This is a genomic window from Mesorhizobium sp. B1-1-8 (assembly GCF_006442795.2).
Taxonomy (GTDB): domain Bacteria; phylum Pseudomonadota; class Alphaproteobacteria; order Rhizobiales; family Rhizobiaceae; genus Mesorhizobium.
Genome location: NZ_CP083956.1, coordinates 2,376,136 through 2,397,102, shown reverse-complemented (window position 1 = coordinate 2,397,102; position 20,967 = coordinate 2,376,136). Strand labels below are relative to the sequence as shown.

Genomic DNA, 20,967 nt, shown 5'->3' with positions numbered 1-20,967 from the left:
GCTTTCGCCTCGAAAGTTCCGAAGCCTTGCGGGGATCACAGAATGGTGACTGTCGCCGCGGACAGGGCTCCGCAACCACAGCCGGTCGCATGCGTTCGCCAACTATCACGATCTGTTTCACGCTGGAAAATGCCATGACCGACACCGCCGCAATCAACGCTCATCGCCCTGTGCACCATCGCGGCGTCGCCTTCTGGTGGAGAGTGCTGGTCGGCATACTACTGGTCATTCTCGGCATCCTGATTGGCGGCGGCGGCGCCTGGCTGATCGCACTTGGCGGCTCATGGTACTACCTGCCTACAGGCATCGCACTGCTGCTCGCAGGCCTCCTCCTGCTGGTTGGAAATATGGGCGGCGTCTGGCTATACGTGCTGACCTGGCTCGCCACGCTCGCCTGGGCCTATTGGGAGGTGGGTTTCGACGGCTGGGCCCTGATGCCACGCGTCCTCGCCCCCACGGTCGTGCTCATCTTCGTTCTACTGGCCATCCCCGCCTTCCGTGGGACGACAGGACGAGGCAGCCGGAACGCAGCCTATGTGACCGGCTTGCTGTTGCCGGTCATGGCGCTAGGCGCGTTCGGCTTCTTGCACATCACTGCCTTGGCGCAGTCACAACCGGCGCAACCGCCGGCGCCTGCCGCGCAGCCCGCGCCGAACGGCGCGCCGGCGTCGCAGGACACCGCGATTCACCAGGCCGACAATGACTGGCCCGTCTATGGCGGCTCGGAACTTGGCACGCGCTATTCGCCGCTGAACCAGATCACGGCGGCGAATGTCTCCAAGCTCACCCGCGCCTGGTCATTCCACACGGGCGACATGCCGAACGGGGCAACCAAGGATCTCTATTCGCCCGAGAACACGCCGCTGGAGATCGGCGGCCATCTCTACGCCTGCTCGGCCAAGGACATCATCGTTTCCGCCGATGCCAGGACGGGCAAGGAAGAGTGGCGCTATGATCCGAAAGTTCCCGACAACGCCATACCTTACGGTGCGAGTTGCCGCGGGGTCGCCTACTTCACCGTCCCTGGCGCGAGCGCGGACCAGGCCTGTGCCACAAGGATCATTTTCGGAACGCTGGACGCGCGACTGATCGCCATCGACGCCCGGACGGGCAAGCCCTGCCCGGATTTCGGCCAGCAAGGCAGCGTCGATCTCAACCAGGGCATCGGCGAGACGGTGCCGGGCTGGTATTCGGTCACCGCGCCGCCGACGATCGTGCGCGGCATCGCCGTCGTCGGCGCACAAGTCAAGGACGGCCAGGCCGAGAACGCGCCTTCGGGCGTCGTTCGCGGCTACGACGCTACGACGGGCAAACTCGCCTGGGCATGGGATATGGGGCATCCCGATCGCACTGGCGTGCCACCTGCCGGCGACACCTACTTCCGCGGCACGCCCAACATGTGGACCGTCGCGGCCGCCGACCCGCAGCTCGGCTACGTCTATCTGCCGCTCGGCAATGCCGCCGTCGACTATTATGGCGTCGACCGCAAGGATTTCGAAAACCAGTTCAATTCATCAATCGTTGCCATCGACGTGACGACCGGCAAGCCGGTCTGGCATTTCCAGACGGTCCATCATGATCTTTGGGACTATGACCTCGGCTCGCAGCCGGCATTGGTCGATTTCCCGACGGCCACAGGAAAGATTGCGGCCATCATCGTCCCCAGCAAACAGGGACAGATTTATGTGCTGGATCGAAAGACCGGCAAGGCGCTTTTCCCGGTCGAGGAGCGCAAGGCCCCCTCGGGCGGCGTCGAACCGGACAAGCTTTCCGAGACACAGCCCTACTCCGGCTACGCGCATCTCGACCAGCCGGTGCTCACCGAAAAGGACATGTGGGGCATGAGTCCGCTGGATCAACTATATTGCCGCATCCAGTTCCATCGCGCCTCCTATCAGGGCGAGTACACGCCGCCAACGGTCGACCGGCCCTTCATCGAATATCCCGGTTACAATGGCGGCTCGGACTGGGGCAGCGTCGCCGTCGATACCGACAGCGGCATCTTGGTCGCCAACTACAATGATATGCCGAACTACGACCAGCTCATTCCGCGCAAGAAGGCGGACCAGATGGGCTTCAAACCGATCGACAAGGGCGGCAGCCCGAAGAAGGTGAAGGATATCGGCGATCCGCAGGCCGGGTCGCCATACGCCATCGCGGTGAATGCCGGCTGGCGGCTCTCCACGGGCCTCCTCTGTTCAAGGCCACCTTACGGCCACATCCGCGCTATCGATCTCAAGACCGGCAGGACGCTGTGGGACGAACCGCTTGGCAGTGCCGACAATAACGGGCCGTTCGGCATTCCTTCGATGCTGCCGCTCACCATCGGAACGCCGAACAATGGCGGCCCGCTGGTCACTGCCGGTGGCCTGATCTTCATCGCCGCGACCACCGACAACAAGCTGCGCGCGATCGACATCAAGACCGGCAAGGAAGTATGGCAGACCGGCCTTCCCGCCGGCGGCCAGACGACCCCAATGACCTATGAGGTCGACGGCAGGCAATACATCGTCATCGCTCCGGGCGGCCATCATTTCATGGAAACCAAGGTCGGCGACGAAGTCATCGCCTACGCGCTGCCGCCGGGCTGAGACAGGCAGCGGTCACGTCTTTGGAGGATGTATCGATGGAGGATAGATCGATCCTGATTGCCGGTGCCGGCCCAACCGGCTTGACCGCGGCGCTCGAACTGGCGCGACGCGGCGCCAGGCCGCGCATAATAGACAAGAAGGACGGACCCACGCCGCTCAGCAAGGCCGTGGGCATCAGCGCACACAGCCTCGATATTCTCGAAGCGTCCGGCGTGAGCAGCAAGCTGCTGGCCGAGGGCATCAAGGTCCGCCGCGCGCATTTCCATGCCGAAACGCGGGAGCTCGCCACGATCGATTTCTCGCTGCTGCCGCACCGCTACAATTTCCTCCTGTCGCTGCCGCAACGCGACACTGAAAGGATCATGGCCGACACGCTGGCGACGTTCGGCATCGAAGTCGAATGGCGCACCGAACTGGTTGGCCTTACCCAGCAGGACGGCAAGGTGGAGGGCAGGATCAGCCGAAGCGGTGAAGAGGAGGAAAAGCACAGCTTCGACATCGTCTTCGGCGCCGACGGCGCCGACAGCTCGGTGCGCAAGTCATCCGGCATCGCATTCGAGGGCTACACGCACAGGCGGCAATGGAGCATCACCGATGCCGAGATCGCATCCTGGCCTTACGAGCCGGGTGCTGCGCAGGCATTCGTGCATGGTGGCGGCGACGTCGGCTTCATCATACCGATCGGTGGCAACCGCTTCCGCTCGGTCTCCAACACGCCCGACGCATTGGCTCGCGTGCCGGGCAACTATCGCGTGTCGCAGGTGCTGCGGACCGATCATTTCCATATTCCGGCAAAGCAGGCGATCCGCTACCAGACCGCCCGCGTCTTCCTCGGCGGCGATGCCGCGCATGTCCACTCGCCTCTTGGCGCCCGTGGCATGAATCTCGGCATTGAGGATGCCGCGTCCTTCGCCCGGCGTTTCGGCGACGGCACGCTGGCTGGATACACGGACGAACGCCGGCCCGTGGGTCACCGCTGGATCGAGCTCAGCGAACGCATCCTGTCCACGGTGCAGTCGACCAACAGGCTCGTCCAAACGTTCAGAAACCTGGCGATGATGACCATTGGCCGCTTCCCGGCCCTGCAAAAGCCCCTCATCGAGCGCGTTGCCGGTCTGAAGGAGTAGCAGGTGTGTCAGACAAGGTGCCGTTCTCGTATTCGGCAGGCATCTCGCTTCTCCGTTGCTATTCAACGCAAACATCGCTTCCGGCTCGTTGGTCCGCTGCCTCGTCCGTTATCAGTGCTTCAATCGGCGCTGGCATTTTCCGGGCTTAGAGCGCATGCTCCCCTGCGATGACGCAGCAGTACCTCAACCACCTGTTGGAATGTCCCTATTGCCTGACGATAAGGCTCCGTATCCCGGTCAGCGCGCAGCCATCAACAGCGATTTTTTGTGATGATTGCGGCGAATATCTCGGGACGTGGGACGAGCTGTTGACGGACTTTGAGCGCCAGGGCGGCAGCACGGGCGTATTCCGAATTGAAAAGGGGCGATTCAGAAGAATAGAATAGGCTGTAAGCGCCCCAAAGACGCGAAGCCTACTGCCTCTGCCAAGGCAGCGAATCGGACGGCGACATGAAATGAACATGTCCAATAGCTAATCTTCGCCGAGATAATTCATCCGCGAGCATTTCCGGCCAGATGAGCTGCGTTGGACGCCGCCACCTCGCATCATCGTAGGCCTTGATGCTGGAGCCGGTGTGGTCGGCGTCCGCTGGAGTGGCGTTCGTGGCGGCCTTCGCCAATTCTATTGCCCTCGGACTTGCCAGCATCCATGGCGGGAGGGAATCGACTTGAAATTCCTAAAGAGCTTTTCGCGACATAGCCCGGCGATCGTCACGGCCGGACTGGTCGGCCTGGCGGTCTACAATTGCCTTCGCGCTCACCGCGCTCTCATCCGTCATCCACGGGGGCGTTACATCGAGATCGACGGAGCGCGGCTACACTTTTTCGAGGCCGGCCAGGGATTGCCTCTGCTTCTGCTTCATGGCAACGGCTCAACGGCTGAAGACTTCATCACAAGCGGCATTTTCGACAAGGCAGCGCTCAAATACCGGGTGCTGTCTTTCGATCGGCCTGGCTTCGGTCGAAGCTCACGGTCGCGTGGCAGAATCTGGTCGGCTCGCGCGCAAGCGGATCTTCTTCATGCAGCCGCGGCGAAGCTCGGGATCGGACGCTATATCGTCTGCGGCCATTCCTGGGGAGCGGCGGTCGCGCTCGAGTTGGCGCGTCGGCATCCTGGTTCCGTTGCGGGCATCGTGATGGTCTCCGGTTATCACTATCCGCCGCCAAGGCTCGATCTCGCCTTGGCGGCGCTGCCCGCCTTGCCCGTCATCGGCACCGTTATCCGGCACACCTTGCTGCCTTGCCTCGTGAGGGCTGGTTGGCGCGGGGCAATGGGCAGGATATTCGGCCCGGCGGCGGTCTCGGCAGAGTTCAGCATGGGAACCAAAGAGGTGGCCACCCGGCCCTCGCAATTGCGCTCGATTTCGGGGGAATCCTTCCTGATGCTGGTGGCCGCGATCTCGAAATCGTGGAACTACGCGGAAATTCGCGCACCTGCCGGCATCGTCGCCGGCGCCGGCGATCGTCTGTTCAATGCCGGTGCCGATGCTCAGAGGCTGCAGACCGAGATTTCGGGATCGACGATCCATATCGTGGCGAATGCCGGGCATATGGTGCATCACACCGATCCGGACGCGGTCCTCGCAATAATGGACAAAGTCGCGGAGCGCATGCCCTCCGCCGCAAAAGGCACCTGAAGGCATTGCTGCTGTTGGCTGGGGCTAGGCACCGGCATCGTTCCCGAAGAGGTGCGTCCGCAGGCAGCGTCTCAGATTTCGAGCAGCGCGTAAGGACGGCCTGTCGGCTTCGTCACATGGCTGGCGACGTTATAGACCCTGGCGCCGCCCGGCGTCTGGCCTTCATATGAGCCGCGATGGGCATGCCCATGCACCACCGCGCTCACCTTGAAGCGATCGATCGTTTCGGCCAGCCGCGAGGAGCCGAGGAACGGAAAGATTTCCGGCGGCTCCCCCGCCAAGGTCTCAGGGATCGGCGCATAGTGGAGGACCACGACCGTGCGCTTGGCGCGGACCTGCCGCATGGCGTTCTCGAGCCGCATGGCCTCGCTGATGCTCTCTGCCACCATCGCCTTGATGGCCGGCTCACCGAAGGAGCCCAGCATCCTTGGACCGAAGCCGCCGATAAACCCCTTCACGCCAACGAAGCCGACATCGTTCAGTTCTATCGCCTGGCCATCGAGGAGATGGACCCCAGCCTGTCGGAGCGTTCCCGCGACCTGCTCGACGCAAGCGGATTCGTAGTCATGGTTGCCGAGAACCGCGACCACGGGAATCGAGCACGCGCGCATATCCTCGGCGAGGAGTTCCGCTTCACGAGGTTTTCCGAGATTGGTGAGATCGCCTGGAAGCACCAGGATGTCGGCTTCGCGCGACACTTCGCCGAAGAGGTCGCGGTACGAGGTCTGGGCATCCTCCTGGACATGGAGGTCACCTATGGCGGCGACCTTGATAACACCGTTGCCGCTCTTTTTTACTGGTTTGGCCAGGTCAGGCATCGCGCATCTCTCCAACCCCGCCGACGCCGGCAAACCCCCATTCCTTGACGTCGATTTCGTAATCTACCTGCGACAGCAAACGGCCGCGGCAGATCTTCGTCCTGGGCGATGGCAATTGCCGTTGCCGTGCAAGCCGCGCCAGCAGTTCGTCGAGCAGCCAGTCTGGAATGTGATCCCGCTCGCTAGGGTAGATCCATCGGAAATTGAGCACTTGCATCAACAGCACCTCCCAATGGATGTCGAGGTAAGACAGCAGCCTTTGCCAATCGATCTGATCGTTCGCCTTGAGGATGGTGTGGGCGATGTCTGCCCCGTCATGGCGACCTCTGTCCTGGATGAAGCATTTGGACCAGATGAGTTCGGTCGGGCCAATAATCCGAACCCGGCTGCCCAGCAGCTCGACCTGGCGGGCATGCTCCAGCCACTGGTCCCCGACCTTCATCGTACCGTTGGCCGAGGCGAAGATCACGTCGAAGAACTGCTTTCCCTTGAAGACCTTGCCGAGCCACCGGTCGTCCCTGATCTCGACTTCATGGCCGAGATCCTTGAAATGGGCGAGTATGCGCGCGAAATCCCCCGCCTTGCAAAAGATGTCCAGGTCCTTGGTTTGGCGGACAACGCCGGTATATGCGCTCACGGCGTAGGTTCCGGCGACGAGAAAAGGAATCCCGGTAGCGGCAAGCTCGCGGATTGAATGCGTGTAGAACGCTTCCGCCTCGGTGCTTTTCAGGCTCGGCTCCGCCTTTGCATTGATCTCCGGAAGCGATGCCGGCAGACCCGGCAACTCGTCACTGGTCATGAACCGCCGCTCCGATTTCGGACCTTGTCCGCTTGGTTTGATAACAGCCGGGAGCCCTGCCGTGTTCCGCCGTCGGAGATATGTGAGATGGCTCAGCAATGCCCGCCAATGCGGAAAATCAGAGGTGAGCTGTGTGCGCATCTCCGAAAATCGCGTGAAAACAGTGGCTTGGCAAACAGCTTTTCTGACGCGCTAGTCCTTTTGCTCGCGATATAAGCGCTCGGTCGCCTCGTCGCTCTCGCGCCGTTCGACCGGGCTTTTACGGCGGCGGGCGGCGAGCGCATAGACAATCACAAGCAAAAGAATGACCGGTCCGCCAATCACTGCAAATAACCATAAATCGCTTCCGAACATGGCCTCCCTTCCTGATTTGACGCTTGCTTCTCTTGGAACTTCGTTGCCGGTCTTTGGCTAACCGGTGAGGGCGACAAACGTTCCACCTTCGGGATTGCGCCGATGTGCCCCACGCGATCTACGGCCCAGTCGGCAGCTCTACCCGCCGTGCCGCTCACAGCTGCTTTGCAAGTTCCTTGGCCAGCCGTTTCGCTTTCCGGACGTCTGGCAGTTCGCTCATCCGCGCTCGACGAATTCGTTGAGACGGCTGGGCAAACCTTCGGCGGTTATGTCCTGGTGCACGAAGGCAAGCTTGTTGTCATCCAATATCGTGAAGAACTCTTCCCATTCGACCGGTTCCAAATCGTCTTCGTGCTCACCGAAATCTACACGCAGCACCGCGCCCTTTGCCGCAGTCCGCGCGACCGCAGGTCTGCCTTCGCGGGCTTCTATCCATGCCCGGATCACCTCGTGATTTGTGGTCTTTAGTGGCTCGCTCATGATGATCCTCCGGATCTGTCGCCATTTCTGCCGCTTGCTCGCAGCGACTGAGGATTCAATCCGCGTCCGGCTCGCTCGTTCCCGCAAATTCGCTCCTGGTAAGATTCGGGGCACTATTCTCCCGATCTTTGTTGCCTCGAAGCGATCAAAAATTCCTCTATCATTTCGTCCACCTGCTTTGGTGACGAACTGGAGCGAGGCGAGACCACAGTCTAAGCTGAAATCGAAAATGACACCACCGAAACCGGAGGATCAATCCACGGCAAAACCTGCGGACGAACAAGCGACGCAGCAAGCGAGCGCTACGACTTCTTCACATGAGCACCACGTTGTCGGCCGCCCTTGGGCGCTTTTGCATCCGTCGAATGCTCGGCGACCGATGGGCCGGCTCCGGAACTCTTTTCTGTCGCAGGGCTGGGCGTAACCCGTTCTGGAGGGTTTTGGCCTTCGGACTGATGAGTCTTGTCTTCCACCTCGCCCAGCTTGCGGGTCAGCCCAAATCGATCGTGAGGCTTAGCGTTGTTGGCCGCAGCCTGCGAAAACTGGTCTGAGGGATCCGGATCGGTATTGGCCGGGTACTTCCTGGCGCCGGTTTCGCGGCGGTTCTCTTCTTTACCCATGACGTCCTCCGGTTGATGTGAAGGAAAACAAGATCATCCGAAGAACGTTCCCCCACTCGGCCAATCGGGACGTGGGCAATCAGGCCTATCATCAAATCCGGTGGAACAAACACCCTGCCGCCCAATTAGGCGAATAGACGACGGTCCGGCCCAAGAAGGCAGCAGTCATGGACAGGGAAGAACGCATCAGACGCCGCGCCTACGAAATCTGGGAGCGGGAAGGACGGCCGGAGGGGCGGCAACAGGAGCACTGGGACCAGGCGGTCCAGGAGATCGAATCTGAAGGCTCCGAGGCCGAGCGCGGCCCGGTCGCGCCCGACCCGACAGTCGGCACGGCCTCGGACCCCAACGCAGACAAGCCGGGTGGCTAGAGCAATTCCAGGAAAAGTGTGAAACGGTTTTCCGTCCGGAATTGCGTAAAGAAAAAGGGGTAGAGCGGTTCGCCGGTTCTGGGAAACGGTGAAACGCTCTAGGAGCCGCTAACGCGAGGATCTCCGATGTCGCGAACCGTTGCATGGGTTATGACCCTGGTAGTTGTCCTTGTGCTGATAGCCGTCTGGGCTTGGATGGTTAGAGAGCCCAGGAGCCCACCCGGCCAGCAGGCCCCGCCCCATGCGATCAACCAGAGCGGTTGAGATAGGCCTCAGCGCGACCTGCCGCTTGCTCACCGCACTGCAGTCTCGCTAGCTTTGTTTTGCCGGGCCTTGGGAGGGACAAGCCGGCCGGAGTTCGCTCGCAAGCCTCTGAAGAACTCCTCTAAATACGGCAGCAGCTCGAACAGCAGGATCACGCTCATGACCGTCGCGATATAGCCCACCGGCAGCTGCTGCTGTTTCCAGGCGAGGTCAAAGCGCGCCGTCTCAGGCCCAAATCCGAACAGCGCCAGGAACTGGCCCCAATGCAACGAGACCACGCTGACAAGACCCATCAGCGGGATCATTTCCAGGAAACTGTGCACGTGCTGCTCGATCGGACTTACGATACGCGCGGTAGTCGCATAACGCACGTCCCATATGGCGGTCGCTTCATGGATGAGAAAAACGATCATCATCACGGCGATGATCAGGGAATTGATCTCCAGGAACATCGCTGCAAGCAGCGGAATGCCGACTTCGACGAACATCAGCAGATGGATCAGCGATTCCTTGGCTCCGGTTGTCGATTCGATATGCGTCGCGCGATGGCAGAGCCAGTCGGCAAATCCGGCGATCAACCAGACAGGCAGGACGAAGTACATCAGTATCAGCACCATCGGATCGTTCAGCATCGAGCAGCGCTCCGGCCCTGAGCTGTTTGCACTCTTAGGTCCTTCATGAGGTTCGCCGCTCCGCGGGTCATGCTGGATTAACGTCCGAGCACCGCCGGCGGCTATCGCAATAGCCGCGGCAGCGAACAGGTTGAGATGCAGTCAGTGCACGAAGCGACTTCTCAGCCAGGCAAGAATACGATTGCCGGTGATGATCCTCCGGACGCGTCCTGCAGCCCAACTGGCCTGCATGGTTGCGCCGGCGTGGCAGCTGCAGACGATTTCATGCAATTCCCAATCCGAAAGTTGGAAGAAGCGTTTGGCTTCGCCATAGGTATCGGACTGCAGGCCCGAGACCCTGAGCAGCGGGTCCTCGAAAGCAACCGTGAGCGGGGATCCCGCCGCCCGCGCTTCTTCCCGCATCCCCGGATAGAGATACTCGGTACCGGTAAGCGCGGCGAGACAGCGCAGCGGATTCTTGTCGAGCAGTTCTGCCCACCTCTCAATCTTTTCAGTCCTTGTCGTGAGCGGCACGAGCGGATTGATATCAGCGACTGCGTGCAATTGGTCGAGTGTTTGGTATCTCATGATTGGCTCCCGTCCATCCTTGTCTGACCGGTTCGTCCTGGCGGGGTCGGCAGGCCCGCGTCGGAGGAGGGCGCGGGCCGATCAGTGTTCCCACCGATCTCCGGCAGGCGCCAAACAGCGGCGCCTGCACATCATTGAACTGACAGCCGTCGCCAATGTTCCGGAAGAAGATCGATTTCGTGCGTTTGGAAACCGAGGATCGAGCGAATGCGCAAGTGCAAGGGATGCACAGCGTTTCAATTACGGGTCCCGAGCCCGATCAAGGTACGACGCTCGTCGATCATCTGGTTCGCAATGATCGCCAGGGATCGCAGCTGGCTTTGGCAAATATGGAAAGCGGTGCGCCGGCCGGAACATACGTCCCCGATGCAAGTTTGGTAGCTTAGGGAGTATTCTTATGCCCACGTTGAAAAGGCTTCTTCGCCATCTTTGGCGACACAAAATGCAACCGGCGGCCGATCCGTCTCCAGTCGATGCGATCGTGCGGCTGCTGCGTGAAACCGAGCACCGGGAATTGCGCGGTGACAAAGGGTAAAGTTTTGGATCTTGCCCGGTAGTGACTCGATCCCATGCTCTTCTGCCACGGCTACCGTGCGTTAGCCTGCGCTGTTCGTCAGAGCACGATGCGGGCGAGACCAGCCATCTTCTTTAGGCCAGCGCATCGCGGATCACGGCAAGAGCCGCGCCGCCGCAGAAATCGATGCCGCGAGCAGCAAAGCTTCTCTCATTCCTTGGCCGCAGGATCTGCCGGTCCAGTCTCGGTCTCGTCAAATATGTGCTCGTGAATGATGCCGAGGATTTGCAGCCTCACCGCTTCACGCGCCTGCGGCTGGACGAACGGCATGAGAAGATCGACCGTTTCTTTGATCTGCCTTGGCAGATCAGCGCTGGGGTCGGTCAACCGACTTCCGTGATCATAGATGTTTTCGGTCAGCTTTTTGTCCAGATCAGAAAAGGTGCCCATGGCTGACGCTCCGCGCTCACGCTGGAACGGCCGGATCCTGGGATTGGTTCCGTCCCGCGGCGGCCACATCTGGCCAATATCTCAAGTCTTCAATCGGATATCCGCGCTGCTTTTGGCGATACACAACTGGCCGTAAGATCGCGTAACGTCGATCTCGTCGCAACGCAATGTGCAGCAATGCCGGCGCGCGTTCAGGTCTTCCGGCTGCGCTCGACGAATTTATTGAAGCGGCTCTTTCCTCCGCTCCCGGACTGGTCCTGGCGCAGGAAGGCAAGATCGTTCTCCTCGAATATCCGGAAGAACTCATCCCACTCGATGGGTTCGAGCGTCTCCTCCGGTTCGCCGAAGTCGATGCGCAGGATGCCGCCCTCGCCTTTCGTGCGAACCACCGCGGGATGGCCGTCTCTCTCCTCCACCCATTTGCGGATCTCGTCGTGATTGGTGGTCGTCTTCGCCTCGGACATGGATTTCCCTTTCTCGCCGCATGTCGGTGAGCGGCCCTAACGGCGCGCAAAGGGCAAAGTTCCCTAGCGTGCAGGCGGCCTGCCGACGCCTGCGCCACAGAGGGAACTTTGATGATGCAGGGAACAAACCTTTTGTCCCGCAGTTCGGGAGCCCAACGCAAAATCCGCAAGGAGTTCTCGTGAAACGTGTCCTGGTTACGGGAGGCTGCGGTTTTATTGGCCGGCATGTCGCCCAGGAACTCATCGAACATGGCTACGAGGTCCGCGTCCTGGACGCACTTCTGGACCAGGTGCATGGCAGCGAAACCGTCAGCATTCCAGCGGGTGCCGAACTGATAAGGGGAGACGTGCGTGATCGGGACGCGGTCGCCGAGGCGGTATTGGATGTCGACACCGTCATCCACCTCGCTGCCGAGGTCGGCGTCGGCCAATCCATGTACGAGATCGCCCGCTATGTCGGCGCCAACGATCTCGGCACCGCGACCCTGCTCGAGGCATTGATCAAGAAACCGGTCGAACGGATAGTCGTCGCTTCGTCGATGAGCATCTACGGCGAAGGCCTCTACGAGACACCGGACGGGCAGCGTGTCGACAATGCCCATCGTAACCCAAGCGATATCAGGAACGGCCAATGGGAGCCGCTGTCGGCTGCGGGCGAAACGCTGTCGCCGATTCCGACTGACGAGGAGAAGCGTCCCGACCTCGCCTCGATCTACGCGCTGACCAAATATGCGCAGGAGCGCGCGGTGCTGATCTTCGGCCAGGCATATAACGTCGATGCAGTGGCGTTGCGCCTGTTCAACGTCTTCGGCGCCGGTCAAGCGCTCGCAAATCCCTATACAGGCGTGCTCGCCAACTTCGCCTCGCGGCTCGCCAACGGCAAGCGGCCGATGATCTTCGAGGACGGCGAGCAAAAGCGCGACTTCGTCCATGTGCGGGATGCGGCCCGCGCCTTCCGGCTGGCGCTGGAGCAACGCCAGGCCGCCGGTCATGCGATCAATATCGGCAGCGGACGGTCCTACACCATCAGCGAGGTCGCCCGGCTGCTTGCCGAAGCGATGGGCGTTCCGAAGCGGCCGCCCGAAATCCTCGGCAAGGCGCGCTCCGGCGACATCCGCAACTGCTTTGCCGACATTGCCAAGGCGCGCGAGCTGCTTGGCTTCGAGCCGCGCCACCAGCTTGAGAATTCGCTCGGTGAGTTCGCGGCCTGGGTTCGCAACACCGTCGTCATCGACCGCGGCGCGGATATGAAGCGCGAGCTTGAGGAGCGGGGGCTGGTGTCATGAGTGAGCGGCATCGCAACCTTCGCAAGGCGCCGGTGGCGATTGTGGGCGGCAGTGGCTTCATCGGCTCCAATCTTGCCGACAGCCTGTTGTCGGATGGCGAGCCGGTGCTGGTCATCGACAATCTCAGCCGTCCCGGCGTCGAGCAGAACCTCGAATGGCTGGCGCAAAAGCACGGCGGCCATCTCAGCGTGGAAACCGTCGATATACGCGACCGGGACAGGCTGGCTTCGGCCTTGGCGCCCGCCAGGGCAATCTTCCATCTGGCCGCCCAGACTGCCGTGACCACGAGCCTGGTTGATCCTGCGGAAGACCTCGACATCAATCTCAAAGGCACGTTCAATGTGCTTGAGGCGGCGCGGCGAATGAGCGCTCCGGTAATCTTCGCCAGCACTAACAAGGTCTACGGCAGCCTGCCCCAGCTCGCGGTGCGGGAGGGGGACGATCGTTACGAACCTACCAGCGAAGCCATCCGCGCCAATGGCGTGGATGAGACGATCGGCCTCGATTTCTGCACTCCGTATGGCTGCTCGAAGGGTGCGGCCGACCAATATGTCCTCGATTATGCCAAATCCTACGGCCTGTCGACGGCGGTGCTGCGCATGAGCTGCATCTACGGGCCGCGGCAGTTCGGCACCGAGGACCAGGGTTGGGTCGCGCATTTCCTGCTGAGCGTGCTCAGCGGGCGGCCCATAACGATCTACGGCGACGGCAAACAGGTGCGCGACATCCTGCACGTGTCCGACGCCGTTGCCGCCTATCGCGCCGTGGTGGCCAGCATCGAAGATCTCAAGGGTCAGGCCTTCAACCTCGGCGGCGGACCGCATAATGCGGTCAGCCTGCGAATGCTGCTGTCCGAGATCGCCGCCATAACCGGCCGCGACATCGCGCTTCGCTACGATCCGCAACGTACCGGCGACCAGCCCTTCTTTGTCGCCGACACCCGCAAGATTGAGGCGGCGCTGGGCTGGCGGGCGCGTGTCCCGTGGCGCGAAGGCGTCAGCGACCTTGCCGGCTGGCTGTTGCGGCATCGTCTCCAGCCGCGCCCCGAAGTCGCGAGGTACGTCGCATGAAAGTCGCACTGGTCAATCCGCATTGGACATACGAGCACAGCATCTATTTCGGCTGCCGCCAGCCGCATCTGCCGCTGGAGCTTGGCTACTGCAAAGCCCTGCTGGAGGCCAACGGTCACGCCGTGCTGATGCTGGACGGGCAATTGCAGAACCTCGACAACGCGGAACTTGCCGAGCATGTGGCGGCGTTCGGGCCGGACATGACCGTCGTGACCACCGCGCCGACTTACCTCTTCTGGCGCTGCGCACCGCCGGAGCTGCGGGTACCGGCGGAATTCCTGAACCATCTCGAGGGGCGCGGCGGGCGCACCGTCGCCGTCGGGCCGCATGGCTCTGCGACGCCCACCCCTACGCTGCGCAAGCTTGGCGTCGATGCTGTCGTGCGCGGCGAATGCGAGGAGGTGGTGGCGGAGCTTGCCGGGCAGAGCGACTGGAGCGCCGTCCCTCACACGGCGCGGCTCGAGAGCGGCGCGTTGGCCTGCAACGGTAGTGTAAGCGTCAGCCGCTTCGTCGACCACCCGGCACTTCATTGGCCGTCCGACTGGATTGCCGTCCACTCGCACCACCATCATCGGTTCGACGCGGACCGGAAGGGCGCCGGGGCAGAGGTGGAGGCTTCGCGCGGCTGCCCCTATAATTGCAGCTTCTGCGCCAAGATCGATTTTCGCGACGCTTACCGTCGCAGGAATCACGATGCCATCGTTGCCGAGATCGACGGTCTGATCGGGCAAGGCATCGGCTACATCTATTTCATCGACGAGATTTTCCTGCCGCAGAAGGCGCTGCTCGAGGCCCTTATCGACCGAGATATCCAATTCGGCGTCCAGACGCGCATCGATCTCTGGAAACCGGAGTTGCTGGAATTGTTGGGCGAGGCCGGCTGCGTCTCGATCGAAGCCGGCCTCGAGAGCCTGACCGTCGAAGGCCGCGAGATGCTGGCCAAGCGCTGTCGGCTGGGCACCGAGGAACTGGCCGCGCTGCTGGTCGATGCCCGCCGCCATGTTCCTTTCGTCCAGGCCAATCTGATCGGCGTGGTCGAGGACGATCCGGCGCTGGTGCAGTATTGGCGCAAGCACCTCATCGACAACGGCGTCTGGGCCAACGAGCCGGTGCCGCTCTATCCCTATCCGAGCTCGCCAAGCTACCGCGAGCTGTGGGGCGAGCCTGACGATTTGGCCTGGGAGCGTGCGCATGAGCACTACCTGGCCTCGTTCCGCACGTTCAGCGACATCCAGGACCAGCGCCCGCGCGCCCTGGCCGAGTTGGAGTCCTCATGCTGCAATCATTGATCCATCGCCCGCGGCGCATCCTGATGACCACCGACGCCGTGGGTGGGGTCTGGCGCTATTCGCTGGACCTGGCGCGCGAACTCACCGCCCGAGGCCACAGCGTTATGTTAGCCGGGCTGGGGCCTCGGCCTTCCCAGGAGCAGGCGCAAGAGGCGCAATCCTTCGCAACGCTCGCATGGCTCGAGAGCCCTCCGGACTGGATGACGCGCAACGAGAGCGATCTCGACGGCTTGCCCGGCGAGCTTCGCAAGCTTGCAACGGCCTATGCGGCGGACCTCGTTCATCTTAACGCTCCGGCCCAGGCCGCCAAGGTCGATCTGCCCTGCCCCGTCCTCGCGGTCTCGCATTCCTGCGTCGTGACGTGGCTGCATGCCGTGCGCGGTCAAACCCCGAGCGGCAGCTGGGCCTGGCAGAAAGACCGCAACAGGGCCGGTTTCAATCGCGCAGATATTGTGGTGGCGCCCAGCCGAAGCCACGCCGACATGCTTGAGGCCTGCTACGGGCCGGTAGAGCGGTTGAGCGTCGTCCACAACAGTGCACTTCCCGGCCCGATCGCCGTGCGGCGCGAGCCTTTCGTCCTGGCCGCCGCCCGCTGGTGGGATGAAGGAAAGAACGCTGCTGTGCTGGATGCCGCGGCTGCAATCACTGAATGGCCGGTGTACGCAGCCGGTCCGCTCGACGGGCCGGACGGGCAGACGGCGCATCTCGATCATTGCATCGCGCTCGGCTCGATCGGCCATGCCCAAGTACGTCAGCGGATGGCGCGGGCCGGCATTTTCGTTTCGACATCGATCTACGAGCCCTTCGGCCTTGCCGCTCTGGAAGCCGCGTTCTCGGGCGCGCCGCTGGTCCTCGCCGACACTGCGACGTATCGCGAGCTCTGGGACGGCGCGGCTATGTTCTTCGACAAGCATGATCCGCATGCGCTTGCCGGATGCATCGCCCATCTCTCCCGCGACGAAGGCTTGCGGCGCCAGCTCGGCCGGCGCGCCGCCCGTCGCGCGCGCAAATACTCGCCGCACGCGCAGGCGACCGCGATGAGTGAAATCTACGATCGCGCGGCGATGGCCGTTGCGGGGCGCTGACCATGCATTTCGTATTCTACACCCATTCCATTGTATCCGACTGGAACCACGGCAATGCGCATTTCCAGCGCGGCATCATGCGCGAGCTTGTCGCGGGCGCGCATCATGCGATCGCGCTCGAACCCGCGGACGGTTGGAGCCGTTCGAACCTGCTGGCCGAGCAAGGCCCCTTCGCCGTCGAGCGTTTCAGGAAGGACTTTCCCGAGCTGATGCCGGTGACCTACGACGCGTCCTTCGATCACGAGGCCTGGATTGCGGGCGCGGATGTGGTGATCGTCCATGAATGGACCGATCCGGAGCTTGTCGCGCGTATCGGGCGGGCCAGGCTCAATGGCGGCAATTTCACGCTGCTGTTCCACGACACGCATCACCGCGCCGTATCGGCGACGCAGTCGATGTCGGCGCTGAATCTCGAGCACTATGACGGCGTCCTGGTATTCGGCGAGACACTGCGGGAGAGCTATCTTCGCGCCGGCTGGGGCAAACGGGCTTTCACCTGGCATGAGGCGGCGGACGAACGCCTGTTCAAGCCATTTCCCGACGTCGATCCCGTATCCGACCTGGTCTGGATCGGCAACTGGGGCGATGACGAACGCAGCGCCGAAATCCAGGAATTCCTTGTCGAACCGGCAGGCGAGCTTGGCCTGTCGGGAACCGTTCATGGCGTGCGCTACCCAGCGCAAGCACGGGCCGCGCTCGCCGACGCCGGCTTGCGTCATGAGGGTTGGATCGCCAATGCCGACGTCCCGAAGGCGTTCGCGCAGCATAGCGTCACAGTGCACATCCCGCGCCGGCCCTACCGGGAACACCTGCCCGGCATTCCCACGATCCGCATGTTCGAGGCATTGGCCTGCGGCATCCCCCTTATCTCGGCGCCATGGTCGGACGCCGAAGGGCTGTTCCGCCCCGGCAAGGACTTTCTCTTTGCCCGCGGCGGCACCGAGATGCGCCGGCACCTGCGCGACGTGCTGCACGACGCCTGCCTTGCGAAGGCTCTGGCGGCAGCAGGACTGGAAACCATTCTCGCGCGGCACACATGCCGGCACCGCGCCGACGAATTGTTCGACATACTCGCCGCATGCGGCAATCGCCGTGCGGCCGATAGGGTGCCGGCAAAGGAGGCCGCCGCATGAAAATCGCCTTTTACGGGTCCAGCCTGCTGTCGTCCTACTGGAACGGCGCCGCTACCTATTATCGCGGCCTGCTGAAGGCGCTTTCCCGGCGCGGTTACGACATCGTCTTCTACGAGCCGGACGCCTTTGACCGGCAGAAGCACCGTGACATCGAGGTTCCCGACTGGTGCAACGTCGTCGTCTACGAGGCGACGCCGGATGCGCTGATGCAGGCCGCTTCATGCGCTGCGCAGGCTGACATCGTGGTCAAGGCAAGTGGTGTCGGCTTTGAAGACGAAGCGCTGTTGAGCGCAGTGCTGGACCACGCTGGCCCGGACGCGCTGACGGTGTTCTGGGACGTCGACGCCCCGGCGACGCTCAGCGAATTGCGGAGCCATCCCGGCCATCCTCTCCACGAAGCGCTGAAGAGGATCGGCCTCGTGCTGACCTATGGCGGCGGCGATCCCGTCGTGCGGGATTATCGCGCTCTTGGCGCGGCCGAATGCGTGCCGATCTACAACGCGCTCGATCCCGAAACGCATCACCCTGTCGCGATGGACTCCCGCTTTGCTTGCGATCTGGCCTTCCTTGGCAATCGCCTGCCGGACCGCGAGGCGCGGGTCGATTCCTTCTTTCTCGAGCCCGCCCGTGCCCTGGCCGGCCAAAGCTTCCTGCTCGGCGGGTCCGGCTGGGGTGACAAGCTATTGCCTGCGAATGTCTCCTGGCTCGGCCACGTCGGTACGCGCGACCACAACGCCTTCAACGTCACCCCGAAGGCGGTGCTGAACATCAACCGCGACAGCATGGCCAGCAACGGCTTTTCGCCGGCAACGCGGGTGTTCGAGGCGGCAGGCGCCGGTGCATGCCTTATCACGGATGCCTGGGTCGGCATCGAGATGTTCCTGGCGCCCGGCGAGGAAATCCTGGTCGCGCGGGACGGCGCCGATGTCGCCGAGATCATGTGCACGCTCACGCCACGGCGAGCGAAGGCGATCGGCGCGGCGGCGCTTCGGCGCGTTCTGGCCGAGCATACCTACACGCTAAGGGCTGAACTGGTTGACGCAATTTTCAAGGCGCATTTCGAGCGCCGGACCGTGGAGGCCGCAGAATGACAAAGGCACTCGACATCGTGTTCCTGGGTCTTTCGCTGTCCTCTTCCTGGGGCAACGGCCATGCGACGACTTTTCGGGGACTGCTGCGGGCGCTCAACAAGCTCGGCCATCGCATCACGTTCCTGGAACGCGACGTGCCCTGGTACGCGCATCACCGCGACCTGCGCGACCCGGATTTTTGCCACTTGCGCTATTACGACACGGTCCCAGAGCTCCGCCGCAACCATGAACGAGACCTTCGGCAGGCCGATGTCGTGGTCGTCGGCTCGTTTGTGCCTGAAGGCAGGGCGGTCATCGACGACCTCGCTTCGCTGTGCACCGGGCAATTCTGTTTCTATGACATCGACACGCCGGTGACGCTGGCCAGGGTTGCCGAAGATGATTGCGACTATCTCGCCCGCCGGCAGATACCCTATTTCGATGTCTATTTCTCCTTCACGGGCGGACCGACCCTCGAACGCCTGCAGCTCGAATTCGGCGCGCGTCGGGCCGAACCGCTATACTGCTCCGTCGACCCCGAGCGGCACCACCGAAACCGAAATACGATCGAATGGGATCTGGGCTATCTCGGCACCTACAGTCCGGACCGCCAGCAGACCCTGGAAACGCTTCTGCTCGAGCCAGCGCGTCGTCTCCCGGATCGACGTTTCGTCGTCGCGGGCTCGCAATACCCGCACGATATTGCCTGGCCCGACAATGTCGAGCGGATCGAGCACCTGCCGCCCGCCGAGCATGCCGGGTTCTATAGCCGGCAGCGATACACGCTGAACGTGACACGCACCTCGATGATCGCAGCCGGATGGTCGCCCAGCGTCCGGCTTTTCGAAGCCGCGGCATGCGGAACGCCGATCATCAGCGATTGCTGGCCCGGCCTCGACAGTTTCTTTCCGGCTACGGCGATACAGACGGCCGGCAGCGCAGATGATGTGACGGGAATCCTTCTGGGGCAGTCTGACCGCGCCAGGCACTCTATGGCCAGGCAGGCCCATTCGCTGGTCCTGGCAAAACACACCGGAGCCGCTCGAGCACGAGAGTTCACATCCGCGCTTACGCAGGCAAGATCGGTACGTCCGGTGCTCGATCTGGATGTCGAAAGTGCAGCATGACAGGCAGACAGGAGAACACAGCGATGCGGCGTTCACGAAAGGCCCAACAGACACGGACGGCGCTTGTCGCCGGCGGTGCCGGTTTCCTCGGTTCGCACCTTTGCGAAGCCCTGTTCGGCATGGGCTATCGCGTGATCTGTATCGACAACTTTCTCACCGGTCGAATGGAGAATATTACGTCGCTTATCGGCCAATCGCGCTTCCGGCTAATCGAGCAGGATATCTGCAGCCCGCTCGAGCTCGGCGAGCCGGTGGACCGTGTTTTCAACCTCGCCTGCGCGGCATCGCCGCCCCGCTACCAGGCCGATCCCGTTCACACCACGCGCACCTGCGTGATCGGATCGCTCAATCTGCTCGAGCTTGCCGTTCGCCACGGCGCACGGTTCCTGCAGGCATCGACGAGCGAAGTGTACGGTGATCCCCAGCAGCATCCGCAGCGCGAAGACTATCTCGGCCATGTGAACTGCACCGGCCCGCGCGCCTGCTACGACGAAGGCAAGCGCGCTGCGGAGACGCTTTGCTTCGATTACCTCCGAGCCGACAAGGTCGACGTCCGTGTCGCGCGCATCTTCAACACCTATGGCCCAAGGATGGACCCGGCTGACGGTCGTATCGTCTCGAATCTGGTCATGCAGGCACTTGAAAAGCGGCCAATGACGATATTCGGCAATGGCCGACAAACGCGATCCTTCTGCTACGTCACCGACTTGGTCGAAGGGTTGCTGAAGTTCATGGACGTCGAACCCAATCCGCGCCAACCGGTCAATCTTGGCAATCCCGGGGAATTCACCGTCCTCGAATTGGCGGGCCTGGTGAGGGAATTGACCGGCACCAGGTCGCCCGTGAAATTCCTGCCTTTGCCGGAAGACGATCCGCGCCGGCGACGCCCCGACATAGCTCGTGCGAAGGCGCTTCTCGGCTGGTCGCCCAAGGTGCCTCTCCGGCAGGGTTTGCTGCAAACGATCGTTCACTTCGCCGAACTCGACGGCAGCGCCACCGTGCCGGCCGCCGCCGCGATCAACAGGTCCGGAACAAACGGATTTGAGACCGGCAGTCCGGAGAACCCCGACACATCGCGGGTTCTTTTCACCAAAGCGGAACAACCGACCGAGATTCTGGTTGGGCCCGATAACCGCCACGGAGAAAGCAGTCGTGCAGCCGAAGCGATCAACCAAGGACATCGACCAGATGGCGGCCGCGGAAACCGCCGCTTTCCTGC

Annotated in this window: 21 protein-coding genes and 1 pseudogene; 13 read left to right on the top strand and 9 right to left on the bottom strand. The window is 62.4% G+C overall.

Features of this window, described 5'->3' with window-relative positions:
* The first annotated feature begins 134 nt into the window (after positions 1-134).
* The 3 genes from FJ974_RS11735 (at position 135) to FJ974_RS11725 (ending at position 5,355) form a co-directional block, all read left to right on the top strand.
* Entirely contained in the window at positions 135-2,591 is a 2,457-nt protein-coding gene (locus tag FJ974_RS11735) for a membrane-bound PQQ-dependent dehydrogenase, glucose/quinate/shikimate family (RefSeq protein WP_210240722.1), read from the top strand.
* A 35-nt stretch (positions 2,592-2,626) separates the two neighbouring features.
* A complete protein-coding gene (locus FJ974_RS11730) occupies positions 2,627-3,718 on the top strand; it encodes an FAD-dependent oxidoreductase (RefSeq protein WP_140537145.1) in 1,092 nt (363 codons plus the stop codon).
* Positions 3,719-4,386: 668 nt separating this feature from the next.
* The gene (locus FJ974_RS11725) at positions 4,387-5,355 is read left to right on the top strand and encodes an alpha/beta fold hydrolase (protein WP_140537147.1); all 969 of its coding nucleotides are present in this window, start codon (positions 4,387-4,389) and stop codon (positions 5,353-5,355) included.
* A 71-nt stretch (positions 5,356-5,426) separates the two neighbouring features.
* Here FJ974_RS11725 and FJ974_RS11720 read toward each other — a convergent pair whose 3' ends face one another.
* From FJ974_RS11720 to FJ974_RS11700, 5 genes are all read right to left on the bottom strand, one after another.
* Complete coding sequence (locus FJ974_RS11720; protein WP_140537149.1) at positions 5,427-6,173, bottom strand: metallophosphoesterase family protein; 747 nt, start codon at positions 6,171-6,173, stop codon at positions 5,427-5,429.
* Positions 6,166-6,972: a nucleotidyltransferase gene (locus tag FJ974_RS11715; RefSeq protein WP_140537191.1), complete on the bottom strand. Its 807-nt coding sequence runs from the start codon at positions 6,970-6,972 to the stop codon at positions 6,166-6,168. The genes FJ974_RS11720 and FJ974_RS11715 overlap by 8 nt, the downstream gene beginning before the upstream one ends.
* 192 nt (positions 6,973-7,164) lie before the next feature.
* Positions 7,165-7,326 carry a hypothetical protein gene (locus FJ974_RS11710; RefSeq protein WP_181177243.1) on the bottom strand — a complete coding sequence of 54 codons (162 nt, stop codon included), beginning with the start codon at positions 7,324-7,326 and terminating at the stop codon, positions 7,165-7,167.
* 216 nt (positions 7,327-7,542) lie between these two features.
* Entirely contained in the window at positions 7,543-7,806 is a 264-nt protein-coding gene (locus tag FJ974_RS11705; RefSeq protein WP_140537150.1) for a hypothetical protein, read from the bottom strand.
* Positions 7,807-8,108: 302 nt separating this feature from the next.
* The gene (locus FJ974_RS11700) at positions 8,109-8,426 is read right to left on the bottom strand and encodes a hypothetical protein (protein ID WP_140537151.1); all 318 of its coding nucleotides are present in this window, start codon (positions 8,424-8,426) and stop codon (positions 8,109-8,111) included.
* A gap of 167 nt (positions 8,427-8,593) precedes the next feature.
* Between FJ974_RS11700 and FJ974_RS11695 the strand changes: the two genes are divergently transcribed.
* The gene (locus tag FJ974_RS11695) at positions 8,594-8,797 is read left to right on the top strand and encodes a DUF2934 domain-containing protein (RefSeq protein ID WP_140537152.1); all 204 of its coding nucleotides are present in this window, start codon (positions 8,594-8,596) and stop codon (positions 8,795-8,797) included.
* A 293-nt stretch (positions 8,798-9,090) separates the two neighbouring features.
* Here FJ974_RS11695 and FJ974_RS11690 read toward each other — a convergent pair whose 3' ends face one another.
* Positions 9,091-9,693, bottom strand: a complete 603-nt coding sequence (locus FJ974_RS11690; protein WP_140537154.1) for a diguanylate cyclase — start codon at positions 9,691-9,693, stop codon at positions 9,091-9,093.
* A 141-nt stretch (positions 9,694-9,834) separates the two neighbouring features.
* Positions 9,835-10,260 (bottom strand): hypothetical protein, encoded by a 426-nt coding sequence (locus tag FJ974_RS11685; protein WP_140537155.1) that lies wholly within the window; start codon positions 10,258-10,260, stop codon positions 9,835-9,837.
* A 155-nt stretch (positions 10,261-10,415) separates the two neighbouring features.
* On the opposite strand from FJ974_RS11685, the gene FJ974_RS11680 reads away from it, so the two are divergent.
* Complete coding sequence (locus tag FJ974_RS11680; protein ID WP_140537156.1) at positions 10,416-10,646, top strand: hypothetical protein; 231 nt, start codon at positions 10,416-10,418, stop codon at positions 10,644-10,646.
* A gap of 338 nt (positions 10,647-10,984) precedes the next feature.
* Here FJ974_RS11680 and FJ974_RS11675 read toward each other — a convergent pair whose 3' ends face one another.
* Positions 10,985-11,224, bottom strand: a complete 240-nt coding sequence (locus FJ974_RS11675) for a hypothetical protein (protein WP_140537158.1) — start codon at positions 11,222-11,224, stop codon at positions 10,985-10,987.
* Positions 11,225-11,415: 191 nt separating this feature from the next.
* Positions 11,416-11,688: a hypothetical protein gene (locus FJ974_RS11670; RefSeq protein ID WP_140537159.1), complete on the bottom strand. Its 273-nt coding sequence runs from the start codon at positions 11,686-11,688 to the stop codon at positions 11,416-11,418.
* A 179-nt stretch (positions 11,689-11,867) separates the two neighbouring features.
* Here FJ974_RS11670 and FJ974_RS11665 point away from each other — a divergent pair, with 179 nt between their 5' ends.
* The 8 genes and pseudogenes from FJ974_RS11665 to FJ974_RS11630 form a co-directional block, all read left to right on the top strand.
* Positions 11,868-12,974 carry an NAD-dependent epimerase/dehydratase family protein gene (locus FJ974_RS11665; protein WP_140537160.1) on the top strand — a complete coding sequence of 369 codons (1,107 nt, stop codon included), beginning with the start codon at positions 11,868-11,870 and terminating at the stop codon, positions 12,972-12,974.
* Positions 12,971-14,044, top strand: coding sequence for an NAD-dependent epimerase/dehydratase family protein (locus tag FJ974_RS11660; RefSeq protein ID WP_140537162.1), 1,074 nt, complete (start codon positions 12,971-12,973; stop codon positions 14,042-14,044). Before FJ974_RS11665 ends, FJ974_RS11660 begins: the two co-directional genes overlap by 4 nt.
* Complete coding sequence (locus FJ974_RS11655; protein WP_140537163.1) at positions 14,041-15,333, top strand: TIGR04295 family B12-binding domain-containing radical SAM protein; 1,293 nt, start codon at positions 14,041-14,043, stop codon at positions 15,331-15,333. The genes FJ974_RS11660 and FJ974_RS11655 overlap by 4 nt, the downstream gene beginning before the upstream one ends.
* On the top strand, positions 15,318-16,418 hold the full coding sequence (locus FJ974_RS11650) for a glycosyltransferase family 4 protein (RefSeq protein WP_140537164.1): 1,101 nt from the start codon (positions 15,318-15,320) through the stop codon (positions 16,416-16,418). Before FJ974_RS11655 ends, FJ974_RS11650 begins: the two co-directional genes overlap by 16 nt.
* A gap of 2 nt (positions 16,419-16,420) precedes the next feature.
* A complete protein-coding gene (locus FJ974_RS11645; RefSeq protein ID WP_140537166.1) occupies positions 16,421-17,551 on the top strand; it encodes a glycosyltransferase in 1,131 nt (376 codons plus the stop codon).
* Positions 17,548-18,642 (top strand): glycosyltransferase, encoded by a 1,095-nt coding sequence (locus FJ974_RS11640; protein WP_140537167.1) that lies wholly within the window; start codon positions 17,548-17,550, stop codon positions 18,640-18,642. Before FJ974_RS11645 ends, FJ974_RS11640 begins: the two co-directional genes overlap by 4 nt.
* Positions 18,639-19,748, top strand: a complete 1,110-nt coding sequence (locus tag FJ974_RS11635) for a glycosyltransferase (protein ID WP_140537168.1) — start codon at positions 18,639-18,641, stop codon at positions 19,746-19,748. Before FJ974_RS11640 ends, FJ974_RS11635 begins: the two co-directional genes overlap by 4 nt.
* A gap of 23 nt (positions 19,749-19,771) precedes the next feature.
* A pseudogene (locus FJ974_RS11630) lies at positions 19,772-20,743 on the top strand (UDP-glucuronic acid decarboxylase family protein); the annotation flags it as partial.
* Positions 20,744-20,967: the final 224 nt, after the last annotated feature.

What these genes read in the sequence shown, in the direction of transcription:
- FJ974_RS11735 (WP_210240722.1), top strand. Translation starts at nt 135, where the DNA reads ATGACCGACACCGCCGCAATCAACGCTCATCGCCCTGTGCACCATCGC.
- FJ974_RS11730 (WP_140537145.1), top strand. Translation starts at nt 2,627, where the DNA reads ATGGAGGATAGATCGATCCTGATTGCCGGTGCCGGCCCAACCGGCTTG.
- FJ974_RS11720 (WP_140537149.1), bottom strand. Translation starts at nt 6,173, where the DNA reads ATGCCTGACCTGGCCAAACCAGTAAAAAAGAGCGGCAACGGTGTTATC.
- FJ974_RS11715 (WP_140537191.1), bottom strand. Translation starts at nt 6,972, where the DNA reads ATGACCAGTGACGAGTTGCCGGGTCTGCCGGCATCGCTTCCGGAGATC.
- FJ974_RS11710 (WP_181177243.1), bottom strand. Translation starts at nt 7,326, where the DNA reads ATGTTCGGAAGCGATTTATGGTTATTTGCAGTGATTGGCGGACCGGTC.
- FJ974_RS11705 (WP_140537150.1), bottom strand. Translation starts at nt 7,806, where the DNA reads ATGAGCGAGCCACTAAAGACCACAAATCACGAGGTGATCCGGGCATGG.
- FJ974_RS11700 (WP_140537151.1), bottom strand. Translation starts at nt 8,426, where the DNA reads ATGGGTAAAGAAGAGAACCGCCGCGAAACCGGCGCCAGGAAGTACCCG.
- FJ974_RS11695 (WP_140537152.1), top strand. Translation starts at nt 8,594, where the DNA reads ATGGACAGGGAAGAACGCATCAGACGCCGCGCCTACGAAATCTGGGAG.
- FJ974_RS11690 (WP_140537154.1), bottom strand. Translation starts at nt 9,693, where the DNA reads ATGCTGAACGATCCGATGGTGCTGATACTGATGTACTTCGTCCTGCCT.
- FJ974_RS11685 (WP_140537155.1), bottom strand. Translation starts at nt 10,260, where the DNA reads ATGAGATACCAAACACTCGACCAATTGCACGCAGTCGCTGATATCAAT.
- FJ974_RS11680 (WP_140537156.1), top strand. Translation starts at nt 10,416, where the DNA reads ATGTTCCGGAAGAAGATCGATTTCGTGCGTTTGGAAACCGAGGATCGA.
- FJ974_RS11675 (WP_140537158.1), bottom strand. Translation starts at nt 11,224, where the DNA reads ATGGGCACCTTTTCTGATCTGGACAAAAAGCTGACCGAAAACATCTAT.
- FJ974_RS11670 (WP_140537159.1), bottom strand. Translation starts at nt 11,688, where the DNA reads ATGTCCGAGGCGAAGACGACCACCAATCACGACGAGATCCGCAAATGG.
- FJ974_RS11660 (WP_140537162.1), top strand. Translation starts at nt 12,971, where the DNA reads ATGAGTGAGCGGCATCGCAACCTTCGCAAGGCGCCGGTGGCGATTGTG.
- FJ974_RS11655 (WP_140537163.1), top strand. Translation starts at nt 14,041, where the DNA reads ATGAAAGTCGCACTGGTCAATCCGCATTGGACATACGAGCACAGCATC.
- FJ974_RS11650 (WP_140537164.1), top strand. Translation starts at nt 15,318, where the DNA reads ATGCTGCAATCATTGATCCATCGCCCGCGGCGCATCCTGATGACCACC.
- FJ974_RS11645 (WP_140537166.1), top strand. Translation starts at nt 16,421, where the DNA reads ATGCATTTCGTATTCTACACCCATTCCATTGTATCCGACTGGAACCAC.
- FJ974_RS11640 (WP_140537167.1), top strand. Translation starts at nt 17,548, where the DNA reads ATGAAAATCGCCTTTTACGGGTCCAGCCTGCTGTCGTCCTACTGGAAC.
- FJ974_RS11635 (WP_140537168.1), top strand. Translation starts at nt 18,639, where the DNA reads ATGACAAAGGCACTCGACATCGTGTTCCTGGGTCTTTCGCTGTCCTCT.